The sequence below is a fragment of the Acidobacteriaceae bacterium genome, assembly GCA_035944135.1.
Lineage (GTDB): Bacteria > Acidobacteriota > Terriglobia > Terriglobales > Acidobacteriaceae > Granulicella.
On sequence record DASZBM010000001.1, the window covers coordinates 379,420 to 403,645 of the forward strand.

Consider the following 24,226-nt stretch of genomic DNA (forward strand, 5'->3'; position numbering starts at 1 on the left):
AATCGCGGATCTGATTCCTTCATGATCCTTGTCACAGGGCGGCAGCGACCGTATAAGCAGAGTTCGCCACACTGCGCTAAGCTCAAGGATGCTGAATCGCATGGCTTCCGCGCCGCATCCAAGCGGACAGGCCACACGGCTTCGTTCAAGCGGAGATTTGGCTCCGCCGTCACTTCGCAACCTGCTGTTACTCGCAAACCTCAAGGAGAAACTGTTATGGCATTCGAACTCCCTCCCCTGCCCTACGACTACGCTGCACTCGAGCCGACAATTGACGAGGCCACGATGAAGCTGCACCACGACAAACACCACCAGGCCTATGTGACGAACCTGAACGGTGCGGTGGAGAAGCATCCCGACCTGGGCAAGAAAACTCCCGAGGAACTGATCAAGAATCTGGACAGCGTTCCCGAAGACGTTCGTACGACGGTGCGCAACAACGGCGGCGGACATGTGAATCACACGATGTTCTGGCAGATCATGGCGCCGAAGGGCGGAGGCAATCCGACGGGAAATATCGGCGAGCAGATCCAGACCGACTTCGGCGGATTCGAGGACTTCAAGAAGGCGTTCAACGACGCCGCGGCAAAACAGTTCGGCTCCGGCTGGGGATGGCTGGTGTGGAAGGGCGGCAAGCTGGCCATCATGACCACGCCGAACCAGGACAATCCGCTGTCGCAGGGCCTGTATCCGATCCTGGGCAACGACGTGTGGGAGCACGCGTATTACCTGAAGTACAACAACCGGCGCCCGGAGTATCTGGCCGCATGGTGGAACGTGGTGAATTGGGCTGAGGTGAACAAGCGCTTCGAGCAGGCAAAAAAGTAGCTCGTAAGCATCGCAGACGAGGAGGCCGCTTCATAATGGAGCGGCCTTCGTTTTCAGGGAAGGCAAGGACGCGAGAGTCTCAGTGAGCGTTTTGCGCGTCTGAACATTATCGGAACCAAGCCCTCCTGAGGCGGATATGTGGATCGTACGACTGGCGCTACGCCGCCCCTATACCTTCGTCGTGCTATCGCTGCTTATCGCGGTGCTGGGCATTGGATCGGCGATTGAGACGCCGAAGGACATTTTTCCGTATATCAACATCCCTGTTGTGACGATTGTCTGGACTTATACCGGCCTGACACCGACGGAGATGGCCGGGCGCATCGTGACGATTTCCGAACGCGCGCTGACGACGACGGTCAATGACATCGAACACACGGAAAGCGAAAGCCACCAGGGCATCGCCGTCATCAAGGTGTACTTTCAGCCGGGAGTGCAGATCGCTGCGGCCGAGGCGCAGGTCACAGCGGTCATGCAAACGATCCTGAAGATTACTCCGCCGGGAACAACAGCGCCGTTCATGATTAAGTACGACGCTTCGGCGGTACCGATCCTGCAGCTGAGCATGGGTGGGCAGGGGCTGAGCGAGGCCGATCTCTATGACCAGAGCCTGAACTTTGTGCGACCTTTGCTGGCCACAGTGCAGGGCGCGTCCCTTCCCTCTCCTTATGGCGGGAAGGTGCGCGACGTCATGATCGACACCGATCCGAACCTGATGTACGCGCACCATCTGTCAGCGGCGGACGTCTCGACGGCGATGAGCCAGCAGAACCTGATTCTGCCCGCGGGCACGGCGCGAATCGGCGATCGCGAATACGTCGTCAGGACCAACTCGAGCCCCGCAACCATGGCCGCGATGAATGATTTGCCGATCAGAGCGGCGAATGGCGCCGTCGTCTACGTAAAGGACGTCGCGCAGGTGCACATCGGCTACGCCGTCCAAACCAATATTGTTCGCGAGAACGGCAAGCGCTCCGCGCTGCTGACGGTCCTGAAGAATGGCAACACGTCGACGCTCTCCATTGTGCAGGACGTCAAGAACCACCTGCCCAGGATTGAAGCCGAGCTCGCGCCGCTGAAGATTACGCCGCTCTTCGATCAGTCGATCTTTGTCCGCACGAGCATCGACGAGGTTGCGCGCGAGGCGATCATCGCCGCCGCGTTGACGGCGCTGATGATTCTGCTGTTCCTCGGGTCATGGCGGTCGACCCTGATCGTCTGCATCTCGATTCCGCTGTCGATTGCGACCTCACTCGTGATTCTCGCGGCGATTGGACAGACGATCAATGTGATGACGCTTGGCGGCATGGCGCTGGCGGTCGGCATCCTGGTAGACGATGCCACGGTGGAGATTGAGAACACACATCGCAACATGGGGCTGAAGAAGCCGCTGACGCGAGCGATTCTCGATTCCGCCCAGCAGGTGGCCGCGCCGGCGTTTGTCTCCACGCTCTCCATCTGCATTGTCTTCGTGCCCGTGGTGCTGCTGACCGGAGCTGCGAAGTTTCTGTTTACGCCGCTCGCCATGGCCGTCGTGTTCGCCATGCTGGCCAGCTACTTCCTCTCGCGCACACTCGTGCCGACGATGATGCACTTCCTGCTGGCCAAGGAGCTCGCGCTTTATCAGAGCCCCAGCGAGAGCGACCGCGAGGCAAAGAAAAATTTCGTGTGGCGTTGGCACATGAAGTTCGACCATAAATTCGAGCGGCTGCAGCACTACTACAAGCAGCTGCTGGAGTGGTGTGTCGACAACGCTGGTATCACGCTGCTGTTGTTCGGAGTCCTGCTGGTGTTGTCGCTTCCGCTGACATTCTTTATTGGCCGCGACTTCTTCCCCTACGTGGACTCCGGGCAGATGCGCCTGGAAGTTGAGCCGCCGCAGGGCATGCGAATTGAGGATGCCGAACAGTACTTCTCCAGGGTGGACGCGGAAATTCGCCGGGCTCTTCCAGCCGACCGCGTGAGCCTGCTGCTCGACAATATCGGGCTGCCCAACAGCGGCATCAATCTCGCCTTTTCGAGTGCGCCCCCTGTCTCCAGCTCCGATGGCGAGATTCTGATTTCATTGAAGCCAGGCAAGAGGCAGACGGAAGAATTCATGCGCACGCTGCGCGATGATCTTCGGCAGAAGTTTCCCGATGGCACGTTCTATTTCGCACCCGCGAACATTACGAATGAAATTCTGGATTTCGGACTGCCTGCGCCGATCGATCTGCAAGTGGTCGGACACGGCCAGGGCAATTATGTGCTCGCGAAGAAGCTGGAGAAGGAAGTAGCGGCAATTCCGGGAGCCGTGGATGTGCACCTTCACCAGTTGGTGGAGTATCCAACACTCGATATCAACGTGGACCGCACCAAGGCGCGGCAGATTGGACTGACGCAGCAGGATGTCGCGCAGTCCACGCTGATCTCTCTTTCCGGAACGTCACAGGTCGCGCCAAACGAGTGGCTCAATCCGCTAAATGGCGTGAACTACAACGTGGTGGTGCAGACGCCGCAATACAGGATCTCGTCACTGCCGGAGCTTTCGCGCACACCGATAACGACCCCGCAGGGGAATGCGACGCAGATGTTGGGCAACGTCGCCTCATTCCATCGCGATGAATCGCCCATCATCGTGAACCATTACGACATCGAGCCTGTATACGACATCTACGCGAATGTCGATCAACGCGACCTGGGCGGTGTTGCGAGCGAAATTCAAAAGATCATCGCTCACCAGAAGGTGTCGAAGGCAACGCAGTTGGAGTTGCGCGGACAGGTAGCGACGATGAATGATTCGTTCACGCGCCTTGGGCTCGGCATTCTCTTCGCCATCGGGCTGGTGTATCTGCTGATGGCGGTGAACTTCCAAAGCTGGCTCGATCCGCTGATCATCCTGATGGCGATTCCGTGCGCGTTCTGCGGGATTCTGTGGACGCTGTTCCTGACGCAGACGACCTTCAATGTGCCTAGCCTGATGGGCGCGATCATGACGATCGGTGTGGCGACAGCGAACTCGATCCTGATGGTGGTCTTCGCGAACGATGAACGCTTGGAAGGCAAACATCGCCGCGAGGCCGCCATCAACGCCGGACATACGCGGCTGCGGCCGGTACTTATGACCGCGCTGGCGATGATCATCGGCATGTTCCCGATGGCGCTCGCGCTTGGCGAAGGCGGCGAGCAGAATGCGCCGCTGGGACGCGCGGTGATCGGTGGTCTGATCTTTGCGACCGTAGGCACGCTGTTTCTCGTGCCGACGATTTATTCCCTGCTGAAGAAACATCCTCCCATCGACTACACGAAGGAGATTGAGGAGGAGTATCACGAAGGCGAAGAGCCTAAGAAGCAGACATCCTCCGGCAGCACACAGGAGCAGCCCGCGTAGATGGCCGACGAGATGGACGACCCCAAGAAGCGAGATGACGAACGGCGGCTGCCCTGGCCAGAGGAGAGCGACCCTTCGCGATTGGGCGAACGGTTTGAGCACGGCCCGACGCCGGAGCAACGCGGCATGGGGCGAAGCTTCGAACGCAGCAGCGAGGCCGATGAATACGAGCTTGGCCGTGAATTCGCTGACCCCGATTACGTCGAACGTCAGCGATTGGCGCGCTCTTTCGCTGATCCGAATGCGCTGGACGACGCACGGCTGGGCAAGAGCTTCGAGGAGACAAACTCCAGCCGAAAACGAAAAAAGCCGGCAGTCCGAGAACGCGTTCACAAGCCAGTCAACCACCGCAAGCTTTGGATCTTCATGATCGGATTTGCGGTTTTGTTCCTGATCGTGCTGCTCGCGGGCTGGCTGCCGCGGCACAATCGCAACAAAGAGATCGATCAGCGCGCAAAGCAGGAGCAGAACGAGAAGCCTGTGGTCGATGCAGCCAAGGTTGAAGCGGCGCCGACTCAGGAAGGGCTCGTGCTTCCAGGGACGACGATTCCGCTTACCGAGGCGTATGTATATGCCCGCGCCAACGGATATCTGAAGACGCGGCTGGCGGACATTGGCGATCAAGTACGCAAAAATCAGTTGCTGGCCGTCATCGACGCGCCGGATCTCGATCAGCAGGTAGCGCAGGCGAAGCAGCAACTCATGCAGGCGGAGCGGCAACTCGATCAGCAGAAGTCGCAGCTTGCGCTGGCGACCGTTACGGTGCAGCGCTATCGCGTGCTGGTGGCGAAGGGCGTCTTCTCGCGGCAGGATGGCGATCAGCAGGAGGCAAACTACACCTCACAACTGGCAAATGTGGCGGCGGCGCAGCGAAACGTGGACGCGTACCACGCGAATCTCGACCGCATGATCGCGCTGCAGAGCTACGAGTATGTGCGCGCGCCATTCTCCGGTGTGATCACGCAGCGCAACGTGGATGTCGGCGCGTTGATCGCAGCATCAGGCACAACCTCAGGAGCGGAAAGTGCACCCGCGCCGGAAGGACAGACGTCGACCTCAGGCGGATCTACGCAGGCGGGACAAGTGAACACTGGCGGAAGCTCCGGCACGACGAGCACTGCGGCAACAACAACGCAGTCTCCAGGACAGGGCGGCCCGCTGTTCGGCATCGCGCAGACGCAGCGGCTGCGAATTCTCGTGTCGGTTCCCGAGGGCTACGTCACCTCGATCCACGCAGGCGGCCACGCGCAGCTCTCTTTCCAGGAGTATCCCGGCGTCAACTTTACGGGCGACATCACGCGCACCGCCGACTCCGTCGATCCGAACACGCGCACGATGCTGACCGAGGTGCAGGTGGACAATCACAACGGCAAGCTCGTGCCCGGAATGTATACGGTCGTGACCTTCCCGCCAACGCAGGGCATCGAAGGACCGCTGCTCGTTTCGGGCGATGCGGTTGTGATTCGTCATGACCAGACAACAATTGCAAAGATCGTGAATGGAAAAGTCCACATTGTCCCTGTGACGATCGGACGCGACCTGGGCGATATGGTCGAAATCCTCACCGGGCTGAACGCAGGCGATGTCATCGTAACGAATGTGACAGACGACGTGGTGGACGGTGCGGAGGTCGAGCCGCACCTTATGAAGACGCCGGAGCAGCAGCCGCAGCAGGCTCCGCAAAATGCGCCGCCCGGTGGAAACTCGCGTTACAGCAACGAGGGGATCACCGATCAGAATCTCCAGGGAAAGCAGCAACAGAACCAGAAGAGCCAGCAGCAGGGCAAGAAGAACGGCAACCAGAGCGAGAGCAAGCCGTGAACGTGATTCGCAGGAACACGCGCTGTTTGTGGCGCTGCAGCGCCATCCTGATCTTGTGGTCGGGTCACGTCGCAATGGCACAACAGCCTGCGAGCACGCAGCAGAACCCGCCGGCTTCAACTGTGCCAACTCCCTCGCCTGCCGCGCCACCGGCGGCGACGTCTCTCCCACAGCAACCGCAGAGCGTTCCAGTTCCTCAACAGCAGCCAGAACAGCCTTCGCCATCGCCGGCACTGCCTCCCAACATGAATTTGCCGGCGCTAAGTCCCGTGCCAACGCAGCGGACTATACCCGAGGGCCCGAACGCGCAGCAGGCTCCGAACGCACAGATGGAGCAACCGCCGATCTCTCCGCTCACCCAACACGTGGACACGCCCGAAGCGCCGGCGCCGCAGGTTACCGGTGCGATGAACAGCAAAACGCGACCGGAGCGCGAAGAGACCCATGGGATTACGCCGAACTTCCTCGGCTTTCTCGGGCCGTTCCGACAGCCGGCTGTGCCGCCGCTGTTTGATGGCAGCGAGACCCGGCTGCAATCGCTGATTCGCGACGGAAAGCTCTACCTCACTCTGCAGGACGCGATCTCACTCGCGCTCGAGAACAATCTCGACGTCGAGACCGAGCGCTACGATCTTGTGCTGGCGCGTGCGGATGAAGTGCGTGCGAAAGGCGGAGGAAATCTGCGCGGCATTGACTACTCGGTAGCTGAGCCGCCGAATGGTGTCGGCGGGCCGGGTTCGCCGCTCCTGGCAGCAGAGACGACGAACACTAATCCCGTTTCGCCAACTGTAACGGACCTGACGAGCCTGAACTCGACCGCACAGACGACGCTCTCGTTGTCTCAGCTCGGCACGGGATTTCAATACGCGCCCGGGCCGGACATTCCGATCTTCGACCCGCAGTTGCTCGGCGTGGCTGGCTGGCTGCGCCGCTCTGACACGGTGAATCTCACCAGCGCAACCGGGACTACCGGCACAACTGGCACCGCGGCTTCTACGGCTCCGCTGGATTTCACCGCGTTGAATCTTGGTTATATACAGGGGTTTTCAACTGGAGCGCAGCTCGAAGCCATCGTCAACAATGACTCCGAAGTGCTCTACGGAGCGTCCTCGAAGTACGACCCGTTCTACTCGCCCAGCACTTCTCTGACACTGATTCAGCCACTGTTGCGCGGGCGCGGACGTAACGTGAATCTGCGCTACATCCGCATCGCGCGCACGAACCAGAAGATCTCCCGACTACTGTTCGAGCAGCAGGTGCTGGACACAATCTATGGAGTCTCGCGCCTCTACTTCGATCTCGTATCGCTCGGTGAGAACGTGCTCGTGCAGCAGGAGAGCCTGCGCGCCGCAACCAAGCTGCGCGAAGACGACCAGAGCCAGGTCGATCTCGGCACGCTCGCACCGATTGAACTCACGCGCGCGCAAGCACTCGAAAGCTCCAGCCGATTCTCGCTGATCCAGGCGCAGGGACTCTATAAACAAGAGGAGATCATCCTTAAAAATCAGTTGCTGCGCACAGCTTCGCCTGTGTTCACGGCACAGTTCGATGAGATCATCCCAACCGATCGCATCATTGTGCCGGATCAGCCCGAGCCGATCGATGTGCCTGCGCTCATTCGCGAGGGTCTTGCGCAGCGACCTGATCTCGCACAGGCAAAGTTGCAGGTCGAGGCTGGAAAGATCAATGTCGAGGCGAGCCGCAACGGAGTGCTGCCGCAGTTAAATCTCTACGGCAATGTTGAAGTTCGCGGGACAACAGAGCAGCCGTTCGAGATCATTGGCTCGACCGGAACCGGTCAGCCGAGTGTGCCCTCGGAGCTTGCCGCGGGTGGACTGCGCACCTCAACCATCTACCAGGCCGGTGTGGAGCTTATGCTGCCACTGCGTAATCGTGTTGCAGCCAGCGACGCCGCACGCGATACGGTTGAGCTGCGCCAGGTGGAAGGACGAACGGAGAAGCTTTCACAGCAGATTCGCGAAGAGATTGAAACTGCCGTCGTCGCGCTACAGACAGCGCAGGCGGCGTACGTCGCCGCAACGGCAAGTCGTCAGTATCAGTCACAGTTGCTCGATGCCGAGCGCGACAAACTAAGCGTGGGCCAGTCCACGGACCTCGCCGTGCTGCAGGACGAAGCCTATCTTGCGCAGGCACGATCGACGGAGATCGCAGCGCGCTCGAACTGGAAGAAGGCGCAGATTGAGCTCGATCACGACCTTGGCGATCTGCTCGAAAAAAATCACATCGTGCTGGATGATGCGATTCGCGGAACGCTTCCTCAATGATTGCTACAGATTCAACTTCTTGAAGACGCGCTCCGGGATAGCGCGGATCACTGCCATGATCAGCCTCCACTGTCCGGGCACGTAGACGATGTCGTCGCCGCGATCGATGGATCGCACGATACTCGCCGCAACCTTATCAACATCGGCAAAGCGCTCCTGGCCCTTCATGCCCTGGGTCATCGAAGTCTTCACCGGGCCAGGCTTGATAGTGATCACCCGAACGCCTTCGCGGTCGATTCGATTCCGCAGACCATCAACGAACGCCGTCAAACCGGCCTTCGAGCTGCCGTAGACGTAGTTCGATTTGCGTCCGCGTTCGCCCGCAACGGAGCTGAGCACCGCAATCGTGCCTGCGTGCCGCTGCGCGCAGTAGCTCGCCAGCCACGTAAGAAGGCTCACTGGCGCTGTGTAGTTCGTGTGAATGATCTGCGCCGCATCATGGAAGTTGCGCTCCGCCTTCGGCTGTTCGCCGAGCACGCCAAGCGCAAGATACGCGACATCCAAACCGCCGAGTGTGTTGATCGCGTGCGCGAGCAGGTCCCCGTGATGCTCCGTGCGGTCGAGGTCAGAAACCGCCGTATCGACGAACGTCGCTCCACGTGTGCCAGCGTCCGCTGCCACTGCGGCGAGACGTCCGGCGTTGCGCCCAACGAGGAACAGGTGATCGCCGCGGCTGGCCCACAGCCGGATGCAAGCTTCAGCGATGCCTGAAGTCGCGCCGAGCACGAGGATGCGTTTCGGCTCCGATGCCGCAGCCGTGCGCCGGGAAGAGATTGCGGGATCAACCGCGGAAGTTGCGCTCATTTCATGAATCCCTGTGCGCCGACCACGCGCTCCCAGAAGCTTGAGGTAAGCGCCGGGTCCTTGAAGCGCGCGAACCGCTGCCACTGCGGATAAAACGCCTGAAACTGCGGTGCGGTCATGCGTGCGTCCTTGGCTGGATAGAGCCGGCCGCCAAACTCGTACGTCATCTCGGCGAGACGATCGAACAGCGCGAAGCTCTTCTCAGGTTTGATGGGGAAGTCGAGCGCGAGTGTAATGCCCGGTTTCGGGAAGCTCATCATGCCCGGCGAAGGAACATCACCGAACGCCTTCAACACGGCGAGGAAACTCGCGAGACCGGACTTCGCCACCTCATGCAGAATTGCAATCGTCCCTTCACGCGCATGCTCCCACGGAATCGCATACTGGAACTGCAGCAGCCCACGCTTGCCGTACATCTTGTTCCACTTCAGTACAGCGTCGAGGGGATAAAAGAACGGCTCATAATCCTGCAGCGCAGTCACGCGATGCTTCATCTGCTTGTTGAAGAACAGTGTGTTGAACAGGCCCACAGTCGCGCCGTTCAGCGCCCAGCCTGGCAGCTCCATCGGAAACGTAAGCTTGGGCGCGCGCGAAGGCTTGAGTTCGCCCGGAATCTGAACGTGATCGCCCTGCATGAAGATGCCGCGCGCGAAGTTTTTGCCGGTAGACGTTACATCGATCCAACTGACGGTGTACTCGATGTTCTGCGACTGCGCGGTGAGATCGAGAAACTCGTCGATCCCGTGAAACTGGATACCCTCGTAATTGATCTGCCGGTTGACGATGCGCTTGAGACGAAGTTGCGCCCACGTGATCATGCCGGTCAGACCGAGGCCGCCGATCGTCGCCGAGTACAAGTCCGGATTCTCTCTCGGCGAGCAGCGCAGCCGCGTGCCGTCGGAGCGAACGAGCTCAAACTGCGGCACGTGGCACCCGAAGGTTCCGGCAACGTGATGATTTTTGCCGTGGATATCATTCGCGATCGCGCCGCCCAGCGTGACGTACTTCGTGCCCGGCGAAACAGGAAGAAAGAAGCCGCGCGGCACAGCGAAGTCGAGAATCTGAGCGAGCGTGATTCCGGCCTCTGCCGTCAACACGCCCGTCGCCGGATCAAACCCCAGCAGGCGGTTCATACCGGTCGTCTTGACCAGCGTGCCGTCCTTCAACAGGCAGACATCGCCGTAGCTGCGGCCCATCCCCACAGGGAGCGCTCCGTGGTGCACGCCATCAATCACGCGCGGGAACTGGTCCTGCCAATGGATCGAGCGCACGTCTGCGTCGTAGACGGGATAGCGGCCCCACGATTCGAAGGGCGGCTTCGCAGGACTTGTCTCAGGTGGGGCGCTGGTTGTGGGGGTCTCAACCACAGAGGGCATGTACCTAGGATAGCGGATGCGATTGTGGGCGCGTCAGCACGGAAGATGTCAGCCGAATCGCTGGTACTTCTTCCAGAATTCGGGCCATGGAAGCCGCGGTGGCCCGCAAACAAAGATGTCCGGATGGTACTTGCTCTCTTCATTGTTGAGATTTGCCGGGTATCCGATGTGTGCCGCGAGCCGGCAGCCGGTGAATATCCCGTTGGCGTCATCAAAATCCAGGCCGGTCACGATCAGCGTGCCGGGTTGCGGCGTGGGATAGCCGCGCAGCCACGCCGAGTTCGTCGTGCTGATCGGCGCAGGCAGCCCGTAGCTGCGGCCGAGGAGCTCAACTGCTCCCTGCTCACCGTAATTCGCCGTAACGATGCCGAAGCTGGCGCGCTGCTCCGGCGCGAGCGTGTCGCGAACATTCGCCACGGTCTGCACGAAGGTGTCCCAGCCAAGCTGCTCTCGCAGATCCTCGCTGTGTGCGAGCGCGAACGTCTTCAGCGCGCCTCCGGATGCAATCGGAACGAGCACGCACGCAAAGTACACACCCAAGCCCAAAATGCCTGCGAACAGAACAGCAAAAATGCTCCGCCGCCATACAGGACGCCGTCGTGACGCCCACTGCACAAATGCCGCTGCACCGAAAGCGATGACCACCGGGAAAATCGCGGCGGTATAGTACCCGCGCGCCTTCATACCAGCGAACAGAACAATCGTGAGCACAAAGGCGATACTCACCGCGCGGTATCGCACGCTGCGCCAGGCTGCAACGACACCCGCAATTGTGAGCGGAATCGCAAAGGCGTTCTCCGATAGGATCGCCTGGAAGATCCAGAAGTCGCTCGCCTTCCCACGGCCGATGCGCAGGTCGCGCGCGTGAATATGCTCGAGGAAGTGCAGTGAGATGAAATCGTGACGCACCTGCCACACAAGATTCGGCAGAACAATCAGAACTGTGAGAGCACACCCCAGCACAAACCAGCGGCTGGCCATCAGACGCCGCGCCGGCGTCACAAGAAATCCCGCCAGCAGAGCGATGACGAAGAAGACGACGGTGTACTTCGCCATCAGGCCAATACCACTGAACGCACCGATCCAAATCCACCATCGTTCGTCTTCGCTGCTCAGGAGGCGAACGACGCCGTACGTGGCAAGCACCCAGGCGAACTGCTCGAATGTCGTGTACTGAAACTCCGTGCCCTCGAATAGCGCGATGGGTGAGAGCGCAACCGCCAGCGCCGCCAGGCCTTGCGCGAGACGGTTGCCACCGAGCGTTCGCGCGATCAGGCCGGCCGTGATCACGACAACGACTTGCGCCAATACCGAGAACAACCGCAACCCTTCCATCGATAGCCCGAAAAGCGCCATCGAAATCCGCTCAATAAAGGGCGTCAGCGGAGGATAGGCAACGTAGCCCCAGTCTAGATGCAAGGCGTCGGAGAGGAACTGCAGTTCATCACGATGAAACCCATACCGCGTATTCGTAAGCAGGTGAAGCAGAAGAACGCCGGCCGCGACAAGGAGAATCGGAAGCAGGCTACGCCGTTCGCTGCGGGGATCAGTTGTTTGCGCCATAGAATTGTTTGCGGAGCTCGTCTTCAACATACGCCCAAAAATAATCTGCGAATCTTCTGAATCTTTACGTTGCAAAAGCACGTGTGGTTCCTCAGCCGCTCATCGGAGCAAAGATGAATCCTACGAAAGATGGCCATGACCGGTAGCATGCCCGATAGCAGCCAACGAACCCCACGAGAGACCTATCAGGCCCGAATCGCTGCGCGCAGGGCGGAGGATGCGGCCTGCGAACGCCGGCATGCGCTGCTCGGATACCTGCGTCTCGCGCTATTCATTGCAGGCATTGCCGTCGCGTGGTTCGCATTTTATCGCCACACGCTTTCGGCGTGGTGGCTGCTGGCCATCGCTGCGATATTCGTCGTTGTAGCAAGGCAGCATTCGCTTGTACTGCGGCGCAGGGCCGAGGCGCGGCGTGCGATCCGATTCTTCGAACGCGGAATCGCACGAATCGATGACGATTGGGCAGATCTTCCTGTGCGCGACCCCGAGATGAGCGCCGCGGATAGCCTGTTTGCCGAGGACCTCGACCTCTTCCGCTTTGGAGGCCTGTTCACTTTGTTGAATTCCGCGCGAACCTCCGCCGGAGAAGATACGCTCGCCTTGTGGCTGCTCGAACCCGCAGCGCGCGATACGATTCTCTCCCGCCAGGCAGCAATCGCAGAGCTCCGCGGTATCGGCGATCTTCGCGAAGAGCTCGCAAGCTGCGGCCACGCAGACTTTGAACATCTTGACGTTGCAGGGCTGGCGCATTGGGGCACTGCTTTGCAGCCACAGATTCCTGAGTGGCTGCGCTGGCTCTCGCCCATATTGGTTGCGCTGACACTCTGCGCCGCAGCCCGATACTTCATCACCGATCATGGGCTGCTCCTGCTCGCAGTTGTGCTCGTCGACGCGACCATCACCTTCGCACTGCAAAAGCGAACGCAGGCGCTCTTCGTTAGCGCAGAGCGCGCCAGCGAGAGCCTCAAGCTCGCCTCAACCCTCATCCAGCGCTGGGAGGCGCGCGAGTTTTCATCGCCTCTGCTGCGCGATCTTCATCAGGCTCTTTGCGCCAACCACAAGAGCGCGTCACACGCCTTGCGTCGACTCGCATTGCTCACTCGCATGATGGAGCAGCGCGGCAACTTCATGGTTCGCATCTTCGACGCGCCGCTTCTCTACAGCGTTCAACTTTCCGGCGCAGCCCAGGCGTGGAAACGCAGGCACGGTGAATCACTCGATCGCTGGCTGCACGCACTTGCCGAGTTGGAAGCGCTGCAGTCGCTCGCGACCTACAGCTTTGAGCACCCGTCGGATCCCTTCCCCGAATTGCTCGATTACGGACCTCGCTTCGAAGCGACGGAACTTGGGCACCCTCTCATTCCTGACGCAAAGTGCGTGCGCAACGACGTCGCAATTGGCGGCGAAACGCGGCTTCTGCTCGTGAGCGGCTCCAACATGTCCGGCAAGAGCACCCTGTTGCGCTCCATCGGAACCAACGCCGTGCTGGCCATGGCCGGCGCACCTGTGCGTGCGAAGAGCCTCCGCCTTACGCCGCTGCACATCGGCGCAAGCATCCGCGTGAACGATTCCTTGCAGGAGGGGCGCTCGCGCTTCTACTCCGAAATCCTGCGGCTGCGCGCCGTCTGCTCCCTGGCCGACGAACGGCCTCCGGTCCTGTTCCTCCTCGATGAACTGCTCGACGGCACGAACTCCGTCGACCGCCTGACCGGCGCCCGAGGCATCGCGCACGCGCTGCTCGCAAGCGGCGCGATCGGCCTGATCAGCACTCACGACCTCGCCCTGACGCAGATCGGCGATGCTGTCGGCGCGCTGCGCAACGTGCACTTCGAAGAGCGGATCGAAGACGGAGAGATGCACTTCGACTTCAAGTTGCGCGACGGAGTTGTGACCACCAGAAATGGCGTGGCGCTGATGAGGATGGTCGGCCTCAAAGTCTAGCCCTCACCGGCACATCGCATCCAGTTCCTTCGACCGATCCGTCATCTCCGCCGTGTTGACGTTGCGCGACTGGGCCACCATCTCGTTGAACGTGTTGCCATCCGGCGATGGAACCTTCGGATCAAAGCTGTAAATCGGGTCGGCCATCGCCTGCTCCAGCGTCACAAACGTAAACCCCCGCGCGCGGAACAGCGCAATCAACTCCGGCAACATGCGCGCATCGAACGCTCCCACATGCAGCAGCAGAACGTAGGGAACATCGCGCTGATACAGTTGCTGTGCGATCCCCCGATAGACCTTGATCGATTCGTCCGCGGCCCCGAGATAGCTGTCATGCAATGACTGGATCGCGGCATCATTGTGTTTCGCCGCGCATCGCGCGTACGAATCGTTCCAGTTGTAGTCCTGGAAATCCATCGACACTTCGGCGATGCGATAGCCGTGCTGCGAAAGCCACGCACGCAGCTCCTCGCGCTTCTCGACCGTGCTTCCTTCCTCCAGATACGGGAACCGAAACCAATGCCACTCACTAGCGCGCGCGAGTTTCCGCAGCAGCGGTTCGTTACGCACGATGTTCGCCTCATACTGCGCGACTGTAACCTTATCGAACTCCGGGTGCGACCACGTGTGATTGCCCAGCGGATTCCCGGCAGCGCGCCACGCCTCCAGGATATGGATTTGATACGGATATTGCGCGACGCGAAATCCGTTCACAAATCCATAAACCGGCGGCATCTTCTCGCGCTTCAGCGTGTCGACGATCGAGTGCACGACAGCCGGCCTCGCCATGCCTGGAGGCAGCGGTCCATGCGCGGGAAGATCATCGAACGTGAACGCAACCTGCAACGGTGCATTCGCAGGCGCAGGTGTTTGAGACGGCAGCGGTGCGCACACAAACAGCAGCAGCCCCGCTGCAAAACGCAATCTCATGCGGCGCTCACTCCTCATCTTCGCCAATCGGCATCCCGGGCGGCGCCTCCAGCGGCTTGGCCGCAACAAACTTCTGCGGATCGCGCTCGAACTCCTGGATGCGCGCAATCATCGCCGCGCGGTGAATCGCTTCGGCCGAGTCGCTTGGAGCAGGTTCGTTCGTCCACTGTTTCAGCAGATCATTGATGTGCCACCTCGCAATCGCGCGCACCTGGCTCGAAGCCTGCGGGTTTACCGCGAGCGCCAGCATCGTCTCCAACCCGCGGAACTCCACCGCGCGCTCCACCTCCGACGACACCGTGTGCCCGCCCTCGATGCGCCGCGCAGTGGCCGCGGAGATGCCTTCCATCAGCACGCGCAGCGACGTGCTCGAAGGCGGATTGCGCATGTGATACTGCACGATTCGTGCGGCGCGTTCCGGGTTCAGCAAAAGTTGCAGCGTCAGATCCGCCGCGGCCTCGCCCGATGCCACCGGGTCGAACGTCAGCCCTGTCTCCGCAGGCAGCGACTCCTGTGTGCGCGGCAGGCCCCGCGGTCGCGGTGGAAGAATCGCGAGCAGCGACTCAGGCAGCGTCAGCACCTCGGGCGAAAGCGTCTTCAACACCGCCGCAATCGCCTTCTTCTGCTCGTCGTTTGAAACAATCGCCGGCAGCGCTTGTCCATCGCCGCGCACGTTGTATCGATAGTCCAGCCCGCCAATCTCCTTCGCCGCAGCCTCGGTCTGATAGCGGTGAAACAGATACAGCGGAACCAGCGTGTCCTCTAGCTGCGCAAGATCGGTTCCCGGCTTGATCGCATTCTCACCGAAGCGCGCCAGCGCAGCGGATCGAATTTCGAGCACGCGATTCAGCTCATCCGCAGGATCGGTTCCGTTGTCCCACAGATGCGCATGCGGATGCGCAGAGCCCAGCGGACGTGCGTCCTCATCCGTGATGAAGATCATTCCAGTCTTCTCGGAGTCCGCGAGAATCTTCTCGAGCGCAGCCGCATCTTCGACAGGTTTTCCTTCGCGATCGAACTCACGATAGCCGTAGTCAATCGCAACCTTGTCCCACGTGCCAATCCCGGCTGAATAAGCCTCGCTCAAATCGGGCACACCGTCCTTCAGCGTGACGTACGGATGCGGATAGTCCATCACGGACATCGTCTCGGTCGGCTGGTGCGGAAAGCTCGAAGCAGCGAAGTTGTGCGCGAGCCCCAGCGTGTGTCCCGTCTCATGCGCTGCAAGCTGACGAATGCGTTCGAGCACCATGTGCAGCGCTGCATCGTGCGCCGCATCAGCCGGCGCCTTGCCATTCGCATACGGCGCGAGCAGTGCCTCCGCGATCAGATAATCCTGCCGCGCGCGCAGGCTGCCCAGCGTCACATTGCCCTTGATGATCTCGCCCGTGCGCGGATCGGCAATCGCTTCGCCGTAACTCCATCCGCGCGTGTAACGATGCACCCATTGGATGATGTTGTAGCGAACATCCATCGGGTCCGCATCCTCGGGCAGCAGGTCGACGCGGAACGTTCCGGGTGCCCATCCTGCCGCCTGGAACGCCTGGTCCCACCAGCGCGCGCCTTCGAGCAAAGCCGTACGAATTGGTTCCGGTGCGCCGCGATCGACATAGTATTGAATCGGCATAACCGCAACGCACGCACGCGTGCAGTTCGGATCACGCTTGATCAGCCGGTGCCGGATGATGAATTGCTGATCAATCGAATCTCCGAGCGGTGCATTCATGTCGCGGTAGCTCGTCGGAAAATACCCGGCGCGCGGAGAGAAGCGTCGCGGTGTAAATCCCGGCGGTGGCAGCTCGACAAAAGATTGACGCTCGCGGACCGTCATTGCGCTGGCGTCAGGTGTCACCTCTTGAACGTAATGTCCTTGCGGTTCGCCATCGAGCGCGAAGGTCAGCTCCGCTTCAACCTCGGTGTTCTTCGGGAACGCTTTCGTGTGATCGAGAGCAATCGTTGAACGCGATGCGTCGATCTTGTAGCTTCCCTGCTTCGTTCTCGCAAGCGCCTGCGCGACGTGATGAACGTCGCGAAGGAAGAAGTCCGTCGCATCCACCAGCACTGTGCCGTCCGGGCCTTCGGCCTCAACCTTGAAGCCGCCAAGCACAGACTCCGGAAACGACTGCCTCACTGCGAGTTGCTCAGCCTGATCGGTCGAGCTCGTTCGAAACGCAGAGTTCGGCTCGACGAGAAGGACCTTTGGTCCGGTGCGCTCGAAGTGCACGATGCGGCCTTCAGAGATCTGGCCGCGATCGAGTCCCACATCGTTCGAGCCCATGCCGTACGGCAGCGAATCCGTGTAGAGCAGATCCTGCGAGCGCGTGTGCGATTGATCTGCGCTGAGCGGAATCTCGAGATAAAGTTTGCCTGTCTTCGCATCCCAGTCCAGCGGCAGGAGACCCGGCATGTGCTGCATCGTCGCCGTGCGAGCGGCTATCGTTGGAGCGGGCTTCGCTTCGGCAGCTCCGCTGCTCTCTTTATCGGCCTGCCCTTGCATCGTGCACGAGACGGCAATGACCGGGACCAGGAAAATGGCGAGGGAACGCATGTCTCCTTGTAACATGCAACCGGTGGCATCGATCGTGAGGAGAACGAGTGCTCGAAAACTTTCGACTGCGGGTGTTTCGCGAAGTAGCCAGTCAGGCGAGCTTTCGCCGTGCGGCCGAGGCGCTGTACATCACGCAGCCAGCGGTGACACAACAGATCAAGGCACTCGAAGAGGAGCTTGGGTCGCGGCTCTTCGATCGCAACGGCGGCAAGGTAAGGCTTACCGCGGCGGGCGAGGTGCTGCTGCGCCGCGCAGGTGAGGCAGAGTCCACACTCAGCCGCGCGATCGAGGAGATCGGAACACTCGAAGGCGAGGTACGCGGTGCTCTACGCGTTGCGGCCTCAACCACCATCGCGCAATACGTTCTGCCGCGCCTGCTCGCTGATTTCGCCCGGCAGCATCATGGCGTTCGCCTGCAGCTCGAAAGCGCAAACACGCAGCGCGTGGTGGAGGCGGTTGCCAGCGGAGAAGCCCCGATCGGCCTGATCGAAGGTCCCGCGCATCGACAGGAGCTGCAAGTTGAACGATGGCTGGAGGACGAGCTTGTTCTGGTTGTTCCCTCGGGGCATGAGTGGGCCGGCAAGGAGATTTCCTTAAGCGCACTCAGCTCGGCAAAGCTGCTCGTGCGCGAACGCGGTTCGGGCACACGCGAGGTGCTGGAGCAGGCGTTCAAGCTGGCGGGCGGGCCCGTTCCTCGTATGCAGATTGCCATGGAACTCGGCTCGACCGAAGCGCTGCTGGCGTGTGTTGAAGCGGGCCTGGGCGTCGGCTTCGCCTCGCGGTTCGCGCTTGAGCGCCAGCGTGCGCTCGGGACGCTGTCGATCGTGAAGGTCAAAAACCTGCGCGTGACGCGGGAATTCAGCATGGTCTACTCGCGAGGGCCAAAGACGAGCGCAGCGGCACAGGCCCTGGCAGAGCATCTTGCGGCCTTCGCAAAAGCGGTTGAGAAAGAACGCCGGAGCAGACGGAGCGATAAGAAGAACTAATCGGGCAGTGGAATTACTGCTTGGACGCCGGCCTTGTGTTCTCAGACACTTGTAGTTGGACACCATGAGCCGAACGGCCCTATTTTTTATCGGAATCATCCTGGCTGCGGCCGGAATTCTTTCGCCACCGATGGCGTTGGTCGCTGGTCTGGTCTTTGGACTGGCGTTTGTGCATCCTTTGCCAAAGGAAGGCCAGTCGGTTGCGAAGTTCCTGCTGCAGGCTTCGGTGGTGCTGCTTGGCTTCGGAATGAATCTCGGTGAGGTGATTCATGCGGGGCGCGCGGGCTTCATGTACACGGCGATCGGGCTGAGCTTCGCGCTGATCCTGGGTCTCGGTCTCGGCAAGCTGATGGAGGTGGCGCCGAAGGCGTCGCTGCTGATCACCTGTGGGACGGCGATCTGCGGCGGCAGCGCGATTGCGGCGGTTGCGCCGGTGGCGGACGCGAGTGAAGAGGACATGGCAGTTGCGCTGGGAACGGTGTTTACGCTGAACGCCGTCGCGCTGCTGCTGTTCCCGTTCATCGGATGGCACCTGCACCTCACGCAAACGCAGTTCGGTCTGTGGTCGGCGCTGGCGATTCATGACACGAGTTCCGTCGTTGGCGCGGCGGCGAAGTATGGGTCGCAGGCGCTGGCGGTAGGCACAACCGTGAAGCTGGCGCGCGCTCTTTGGATTATTCCCGTCGCGCTGGTGACGGCAATGATCTTCTCGCGGAAACGCGCCAAGCGAGCGGACGGCAAAAAGGTGAAGATCCAGATCCCGTGGTTTATCGGGTTGTTTGTGCTTGCAGCGGTTGCCCGGACGTATCTCCCGCAGCTTGCGGCGCTGTTTGCCAAGCTGAACGGGCTCGGAAAAAGCGGGCTGACGGTTGTGTTGTTTCTTATCGGCGCGGGATTGTCGCGGGAGACAATCAAGCGCGTTGGTGTGCGGCCGATGGTGCAGGGAGTGGCGCTGTGGGTGGTGATCGCGACGTGCTCGCTGATGGCAATTCGCGCGGGATGGATTTCACTTTAAGGGCGCTTTTGGAGCGGTTTTGAGGCGTTTTTGCGTGTTTTTGAGTAGTTACTATTAAGACAACAAGGGCGTGGCCTAGGCCACGCCCTTGTTGTCTGTATCCGATTGCTTTACGCAGCAGCCTTTTTGGTCTGCTCGAGAGCGCCCTTGGCCTGGGTGGCGAGGGCGGCGAAGCCGACGGCATCGTTGGCGGCGATGTCGGCGAGGATCTTGCGGTCAAGGCCGACGCCAGCCTTCTTGAGGCCGTTGATGAACGTGGAGTAGCTCATGCCGTTCAGCTTGGCGGCGGCGCCGATGCGCACGATCCAGAGCGAGCGGAACTGACGCTTCTTCTGCTTGCGGCCGATGTAGGCGAACTTGAGACCGCGCTCGACGGCTTCCTGAGCGGCCTGATAGAGCTTGGATTTTGTGAGGAAGTAGCCGCTTGCGCGCTTGAGGATCTTTTTGCGGCGATCGTTGCGCTTTGTACTGCGCTTTACACGAGGCATCGTGTGCTCCTTTTTCTTTCGCGTCGTTCCAGCGGCTGGAGGTAAGGTGTACCTCTTCACTCGCTTGCTGCTTCGAATCTGGTGTCGCTTCGCTTACGCTCAGCGAGGGGCCTCGACGCTTTACTGGCCCTTTGGCTTGTAGCCGGCTCGATTCGAATAACTTGCTTGCTCGCTACGCTTTAGGCGTAGGGGAGCATGCGGGCGACCTTCGGTGTGTCGGCCTCGCTCACCAGGACGATCCGACCAAGCTTTTTCTTGGTCTTCGTGGCCTTGGAGGTGAGGATGTGGCGCATCTTCGACTGACCGCGCTTGAACTTACCGCTCGCAGTCTTCTTGAAGCGCTTGGCCGCGCCGGAGTGGGTCTTCAACTTTGGCATGGTGTTCCTATGTAGAGAAACTACGGATAAACAGCAGGGATCAGTATAGCAGGCCAGGAGCTCGGCCCTTCTCTAACTGTCTAATTCCATTATAGCGGGTTGACGATAATTATTTCCGGTCAGCTTCTCATTTGTTTTGTTGAGGATGGGTGGATTTGGGCTTGACATGTGTCTTTTCGGCTGTTTTCGCGAAGGATTTCTTGTAAGTCGTTGGTGAGGAAGGGTTCGAGAGCGTTGGCAGGGCGGACGGTATCGGGGTCCTTCGACTTCGTTCGGCGCGGGCGCCGAACTTCGCTCAGGATGACGGAGGGAGGTGGTCGGGCTTTTTATCGTTTGCTAACCGCAAACGACACCACCACCCTGCCCGGCTACGCCGGTCGAGGGTGGGGCACCCGGTTTCGGGCGGAGTCGAGCTCGATTGGTTTTCGGGGTGGATTCGTCAGTCGATGCGGACGAGGTAGGGGACGGCGGTGGGGTCGGGGTCGCCGATCCAGTCCTGGATTTCGAGGGCGTCGGAGTGGGCGTGGTCGACAGGGTCGATGCGGACCCAGAAGCCGGTGGGGCCCTGAAATTCAGCGACGCGGGCGCCGCGGTAGCGCTTGAGGAGGGCTTCCTTGAGGTCGGTGGCGTCACGCTGCTCTTTGAAGGGGCCGGTCTGCACGCACCAGCGGCCGGGCGGGTCGGCGGAGACGTGGCGGAAGGCCTCGATGCGCACGCGGCCAACGCCGGTGCGGTAGAGGCCGACGGCCTTGGCGGCGCCCATGGAGAGGTCGAGGATACGGCTGCGGACGAACGGGCCGCGGTCGGTGATCCTGACGTAGACCTGCTGGCCGGTAGCCAGGTTGGTGACCCGGACGGTTGAACCCATGGGCAGGGTGCGGTGGGCGGCGGTCATGCCGTCCTGGTTGTAGACGCTGCCGTCGGCGGCGGCGCGGCGGTTGAAGCTGGGGCCATACCAGCTGGCGAGGCCGACCTCGGTGTAGACGGGCGGCCCGGTGGTGTCGTCGAGGGAGGGGGGAGGGGCTGCCGGGCGAGTTGGGATGGCGGGTTCGGCGCGACGGGGTGTGGAGAGGGGTGGCGGGGATTGTTGGGAGACCTGCGGGGGTTTGTGGTGGCAGCCGGTGAGGAGGAGGGTGAGGCTGGCGAGGGCGGCGAGGGCGCGGAGAGGAGAACCTGCGCGGCGCTGAACACTGTGCTGAAAGGGTCCCCTACTGGCCCGCAAACTGACCTCAGCGGCTAAAGCCGCATTCATTTCTCGGCACTTACGGCACGGCTGAAGCCGTGCCCTTAACGAAACGTGCCTTCTCAGCACGACAGTGATACCCCACCCTCTCACGATGAGACCGTGAGAGGATGGGCCACCCGGGTCGTGGCGGTTTCGAGCGAAGTGCATCAGGAGCTGCTCGAGGGAGGCTTTGGGCCGGAGCCGGGGGCGGGCGGCTCGTTGGTGGAGCTGGAGCGGGCGTTCTCGAGGTTTTCGGCAAGCTTCTGAAGGCGGACGGCGGCGGCGCGCAGGGCGGTGGAGCTGTTGCGTCGGACCTCGGGGACGACCTCGTCGTCGAGATATTTCACGAAGCGGTGAAGCTCTTCCTCGGCGCGGCGGGCGGCTTCGTGGAGGCGTTGATCGAGTGGCTTCTGGTTTCCAGGGGAGCTCATTGGGCAGGCCTCCGGCGCGGCCCTGATATGGGCCACTGTTTCATGGTTGATGCGAGAGCGGGTCATGGTCAACGGTACGGGGGAGAGGTTGTGCCGAAGTGGTAAAGGGAGGAAGGAGTGGTTAGTGGTTAGTAGTTAGTCGTTAGTGACTGCGGTTGTGGGCACTCGAAGGGCTAAATGCATGGAAGTACAACTCATAGAGGCTCTGCGGGCGTCCCCTTTAGTGACGGCTGGAATTCTTCGTCGAAATTCAGCGGACGCCGGGTGATTCCGGCGGACCAAAAAGGGCAGCATGCGAGCAGGTCGAGGTTGTTGTAATTGTTTCTTTTCAGGCCGGCGGTTGCGGCCGATTCTTTCGGGGCTGGTGCTGGGGATCGCGCTGCATGGCGCGGCGCAGGGAGTGGTGGGTCCAGATGCACGGGCGGATGTTGTTGCGGTGCAGCCTGCGATTGTCGAGGCGATTGCGGACGCGAGTTTGCCGGAGGCGCCACTGCCTCAACAGGAGCAGAAACCGGGCGATAAGCCGCTGATGACGGAGTCGACGAAAGCTGCGACAGCCTCGATGCCGATGGCGCCGATGTTTTCGCGGGTGATTCCGGCGGGGATGGCGACGCCGCAGATCCACAAGTGGGACAAGATCACGCTGGCGACGCGGAATCTGTACTCGGCGACCAGCATTGCCAGCTTTGTTGCGTCGGCCGGATGGGATCAGCTGACGAACGGCCAGCCGAACTATGGGACCAATAGCAAGGCGTTTGGCCAGCGGGTGGGAGCGGCGGTTATCCGGGATAGCAGCCAGGCGTTTCTCTCCAATGGGCCATTTGCGGTGTGGCTGCACCAGGATCCGCGCTACTTTGCGCTGGGGTCGCAGCACAGCATTCCGAAACGGGCGTGGTATGCCGTTACGCGCGCGCTGGTGACGCGCGACAGCACGGATGGGCACGCGGTGGTGAATACGTCGCTGATCCTGGGACAGGCGGCGGGGACGGCACTGAATAACCTTTACTATCCGAAGAGCAACCGGAACTTTCACGACAATATTGCGGGCTTCGGCGGGTCAATGGGCGGGGCGGCGCTGAGCTTTGCGCTGGATGAGTTTACGAGCGACCTGTTGAGGGCAGTGCGGTTGAAGCATGGACAAAGTTCCACGAGGTAGCGAAGCCTGCGGGAGCGTTTTCCCGTCCATGGAAGAGGCGCTATGCGGCCAGCGTGTGGCCGTACAGGGCAGGATGTATGCGCGAGCGTTCACACGCGGGGCTGGGGGAAAAGCTGAGACGCGACCAGACGAGAGGCGTGGAGACGAGGCGGCGGTGTGACGCGCTGTGGGTGGTGCTCGCCGCGTTGCTGGGCGTGAGCGCGGCCGCGGGTGGGCAGACGGCCGGGGCGCGCGCGAGTGACGACCTGCCCGATGCGCCGAGCGCACGGATGAGCCAGGCGACAGACAAGGAGCGGGGACAGGACAGCCAGGTGCAGGTGTCTTCGTCGGACGGGAATGTGCGGCCTGAGGATGCGGCGATTGCGCAGGCGGCGCGGCTGCGGCGGTGCAGGGACAGCGACTACCCGAAGGAGAAGATGCCGCTGCAGGGGCCGCCGCCGTGTCTTCCGGAGAATCCGATTTCGCCGTTTGTGACGGCGGTGAATGTGCCGCCGCTGACGTCGCACCAGAAAGGCATCCTGGCGTTGCGGGACTTTATGGATCCGTTCAACTTCGTGACGATTGCGGGGTACTCGGCGATTGCGGTGGCGACGAACGCACACTCGCCGTATGGGGCGGGGTTTACGGGGTTCGCGAAGCTGACGGGATATGGGCTGGTGGAGGACGCGCAGGGCGAGTTCTTTCAGACGTACGCGATTCCGTCGCTGGTGCACCAGGACCCGCGCTATCACCGGATGCCGACGGCGAGTGTGAAGCGGCGGATCTGGCATGCGATCGCGCATACGTATGTGGCTCGGCATGACGATGGGCGGGCGATGCCGAATTTCGCAACGCTACTGACGTACCCGATCAGCGCGGAGCTGTCGAACTTGTATGTGCCGGGAATCCAGACGTACGGGTCGGCGACGGCGAGGCGCGTGGCGATTGGGATTGCGAGCGATCCCGCAGGCGCGCTGGTGGCGGAGTTTCTGCCGGATGTGGCAAGGCATATTCACATCCACATTCAGTTTGTGCAGGAGCTGGTGAACGCGGCGATGGTGGGCGCGCCGAGTGTGCAGTGAGGGAAAGCAGAGAGTAGAGGG

At 61.1% G+C, this 24,226-nt stretch carries 18 protein-coding genes; 9 read left to right on the forward strand and 9 right to left on the reverse strand.

Annotation, left to right across the window (positions count from 1 at the left end; genetic code table 11):
- The first annotated feature begins 216 nt into the window (after positions 1-216).
- The 4 genes from VGU25_01375 (at position 217) to VGU25_01390 (ending at position 8,304) form a co-directional block, all read left to right on the forward strand.
- A complete protein-coding gene (locus VGU25_01375; GenBank protein HEV2575835.1) occupies positions 217-828 on the forward strand; it encodes a superoxide dismutase in 612 nt (203 codons plus the stop codon).
- Between the two features lie 136 nt (positions 829-964).
- On the forward strand, positions 965-4,198 hold the full coding sequence (locus VGU25_01380; protein HEV2575836.1) for an efflux RND transporter permease subunit: 3,234 nt from the start codon (positions 965-967) through the stop codon (positions 4,196-4,198).
- Complete coding sequence (locus tag VGU25_01385) at positions 4,199-6,019, forward strand: efflux RND transporter periplasmic adaptor subunit (GenBank protein HEV2575837.1); 1,821 nt, start codon at positions 4,199-4,201, stop codon at positions 6,017-6,019.
- 74 nt (positions 6,020-6,093) lie between these two features.
- Entirely contained in the window at positions 6,094-8,304 is a 2,211-nt protein-coding gene (locus VGU25_01390; GenBank protein ID HEV2575838.1) for a TolC family protein, read from the forward strand.
- Positions 8,305-8,307: 3 nt separating this feature from the next.
- On the opposite strand, the gene VGU25_01395 is transcribed toward VGU25_01390, so the two are convergent.
- From VGU25_01395 to VGU25_01405, 3 genes are read right to left on the reverse strand one after another with little or no spacing between them, the layout of a single operon-like run.
- Positions 8,308-9,108: an SDR family oxidoreductase gene (locus VGU25_01395; protein HEV2575839.1), complete on the reverse strand. Its 801-nt coding sequence runs from the start codon at positions 9,106-9,108 to the stop codon at positions 8,308-8,310.
- Complete coding sequence (locus tag VGU25_01400; protein ID HEV2575840.1) at positions 9,105-10,484, reverse strand: FAD-binding oxidoreductase; 1,380 nt, start codon at positions 10,482-10,484, stop codon at positions 9,105-9,107. The genes VGU25_01395 and VGU25_01400 overlap by 4 nt, the downstream gene beginning before the upstream one ends.
- Positions 10,485-10,532: 48 nt before the next feature.
- Positions 10,533-12,047 carry a glycosyltransferase family 39 protein gene (locus VGU25_01405; protein HEV2575841.1) on the reverse strand — a complete coding sequence of 505 codons (1,515 nt, stop codon included), beginning with the start codon at positions 12,045-12,047 and terminating at the stop codon, positions 10,533-10,535.
- Positions 12,048-12,182: 135 nt separating this feature from the next.
- Between VGU25_01405 and VGU25_01410 the strand changes: the two genes are divergently transcribed.
- A complete protein-coding gene (locus tag VGU25_01410; GenBank protein HEV2575842.1) occupies positions 12,183-13,988 on the forward strand; it encodes a mismatch repair protein in 1,806 nt (601 codons plus the stop codon).
- A 3-nt stretch (positions 13,989-13,991) separates the two neighbouring features.
- Here the strand turns inward: VGU25_01410 and VGU25_01415 are convergent, their stop codons facing one another.
- Entirely contained in the window at positions 13,992-14,918 is a 927-nt protein-coding gene (locus VGU25_01415; GenBank protein HEV2575843.1) for a polysaccharide deacetylase family protein, read from the reverse strand.
- Between the two features lie 7 nt (positions 14,919-14,925).
- Entirely contained in the window at positions 14,926-17,466 is a 2,541-nt protein-coding gene (locus VGU25_01420; GenBank protein ID HEV2575844.1) for a zinc-dependent metalloprotease, read from the reverse strand.
- Positions 17,467-17,513: 47 nt separating this feature from the next.
- Between VGU25_01420 and VGU25_01425 the strand changes: the two genes are divergently transcribed.
- Positions 17,514-18,452: a LysR substrate-binding domain-containing protein gene (locus tag VGU25_01425; GenBank protein ID HEV2575845.1), complete on the forward strand. Its 939-nt coding sequence runs from the start codon at positions 17,514-17,516 to the stop codon at positions 18,450-18,452.
- A gap of 64 nt (positions 18,453-18,516) precedes the next feature.
- The gene (locus VGU25_01430; protein ID HEV2575846.1) at positions 18,517-19,467 is read left to right on the forward strand and encodes a putative sulfate exporter family transporter; all 951 of its coding nucleotides are present in this window, start codon (positions 18,517-18,519) and stop codon (positions 19,465-19,467) included.
- Positions 19,468-19,577: 110 nt separating this feature from the next.
- Here the strand turns inward: VGU25_01430 and rplT are convergent, their stop codons facing one another.
- The 4 genes from rplT to VGU25_01450 all read right to left on the reverse strand — a co-directional run bounded on the left by rplT (position 19,578) and on the right by VGU25_01450 (position 21,988).
- Positions 19,578-19,955, reverse strand: coding sequence for a 50S ribosomal protein L20 (gene rplT / locus VGU25_01435; GenBank protein HEV2575847.1), 378 nt, complete (start codon positions 19,953-19,955; stop codon positions 19,578-19,580).
- Positions 19,956-20,134: 179 nt separating this feature from the next.
- On the reverse strand, positions 20,135-20,332 hold the full coding sequence (gene rpmI / locus VGU25_01440) for a 50S ribosomal protein L35 (protein HEV2575848.1): 198 nt from the start codon (positions 20,330-20,332) through the stop codon (positions 20,135-20,137).
- A gap of 439 nt (positions 20,333-20,771) precedes the next feature.
- Entirely contained in the window at positions 20,772-21,554 is a 783-nt protein-coding gene (locus VGU25_01445) for a septal ring lytic transglycosylase RlpA family protein (GenBank protein ID HEV2575849.1), read from the reverse strand.
- Between the two features lie 170 nt (positions 21,555-21,724).
- Positions 21,725-21,988 (reverse strand): hypothetical protein, encoded by a 264-nt coding sequence (locus VGU25_01450; protein ID HEV2575850.1) that lies wholly within the window; start codon positions 21,986-21,988, stop codon positions 21,725-21,727.
- A 340-nt stretch (positions 21,989-22,328) separates the two neighbouring features.
- Here VGU25_01450 and VGU25_01455 point away from each other — a divergent pair, with 340 nt between their 5' ends.
- The gene (locus VGU25_01455; GenBank protein ID HEV2575851.1) at positions 22,329-23,144 is read left to right on the forward strand and encodes a hypothetical protein; all 816 of its coding nucleotides are present in this window, start codon (positions 22,329-22,331) and stop codon (positions 23,142-23,144) included.
- Between the two features lie 77 nt (positions 23,145-23,221).
- Complete coding sequence (locus tag VGU25_01460) at positions 23,222-24,205, forward strand: hypothetical protein (GenBank protein ID HEV2575852.1); 984 nt, start codon at positions 23,222-23,224, stop codon at positions 24,203-24,205.
- Positions 24,206-24,226: the final 21 nt, after the last annotated feature.

Bases quoted from the DNA above. Each gene is read 5' to 3' on its own strand.
- VGU25_01375 (HEV2575835.1), top strand. From the start codon at position 217: ATGGCATTCGAACTCCCTCCCCTGCCCTACGACTACGCTGCACTCGAG.
- VGU25_01380 (HEV2575836.1), top strand. From the start codon at position 965: ATGTGGATCGTACGACTGGCGCTACGCCGCCCCTATACCTTCGTCGTG.
- VGU25_01385 (HEV2575837.1), top strand. From the start codon at position 4,199: ATGGCCGACGAGATGGACGACCCCAAGAAGCGAGATGACGAACGGCGG.
- VGU25_01390 (HEV2575838.1), top strand. From the start codon at position 6,094: ATGGCACAACAGCCTGCGAGCACGCAGCAGAACCCGCCGGCTTCAACT.
- VGU25_01395 (HEV2575839.1), bottom strand. From the start codon at position 9,108: ATGAGCGCAACTTCCGCGGTTGATCCCGCAATCTCTTCCCGGCGCACG.
- VGU25_01400 (HEV2575840.1), bottom strand. From the start codon at position 10,484: ATGCCCTCTGTGGTTGAGACCCCCACAACCAGCGCCCCACCTGAGACA.
- VGU25_01405 (HEV2575841.1), bottom strand. From the start codon at position 12,047: ATGGCGCAAACAACTGATCCCCGCAGCGAACGGCGTAGCCTGCTTCCG.
- VGU25_01410 (HEV2575842.1), top strand. From the start codon at position 12,183: ATGACCGGTAGCATGCCCGATAGCAGCCAACGAACCCCACGAGAGACC.
- VGU25_01415 (HEV2575843.1), bottom strand. From the start codon at position 14,918: ATGAGATTGCGTTTTGCAGCGGGGCTGCTGCTGTTTGTGTGCGCACCG.
- VGU25_01420 (HEV2575844.1), bottom strand. From the start codon at position 17,466: ATGCGTTCCCTCGCCATTTTCCTGGTCCCGGTCATTGCCGTCTCGTGC.
- VGU25_01430 (HEV2575846.1), top strand. From the start codon at position 18,517: ATGAGCCGAACGGCCCTATTTTTTATCGGAATCATCCTGGCTGCGGCC.
- rplT (HEV2575847.1), bottom strand. From the start codon at position 19,955: ATGCCTCGTGTAAAGCGCAGTACAAAGCGCAACGATCGCCGCAAAAAG.
- rpmI (HEV2575848.1), bottom strand. From the start codon at position 20,332: ATGCCAAAGTTGAAGACCCACTCCGGCGCGGCCAAGCGCTTCAAGAAG.
- VGU25_01450 (HEV2575850.1), bottom strand. From the start codon at position 21,988: ATGAGCTCCCCTGGAAACCAGAAGCCACTCGATCAACGCCTCCACGAA.
- VGU25_01460 (HEV2575852.1), top strand. From the start codon at position 23,222: ATGCGCGAGCGTTCACACGCGGGGCTGGGGGAAAAGCTGAGACGCGAC.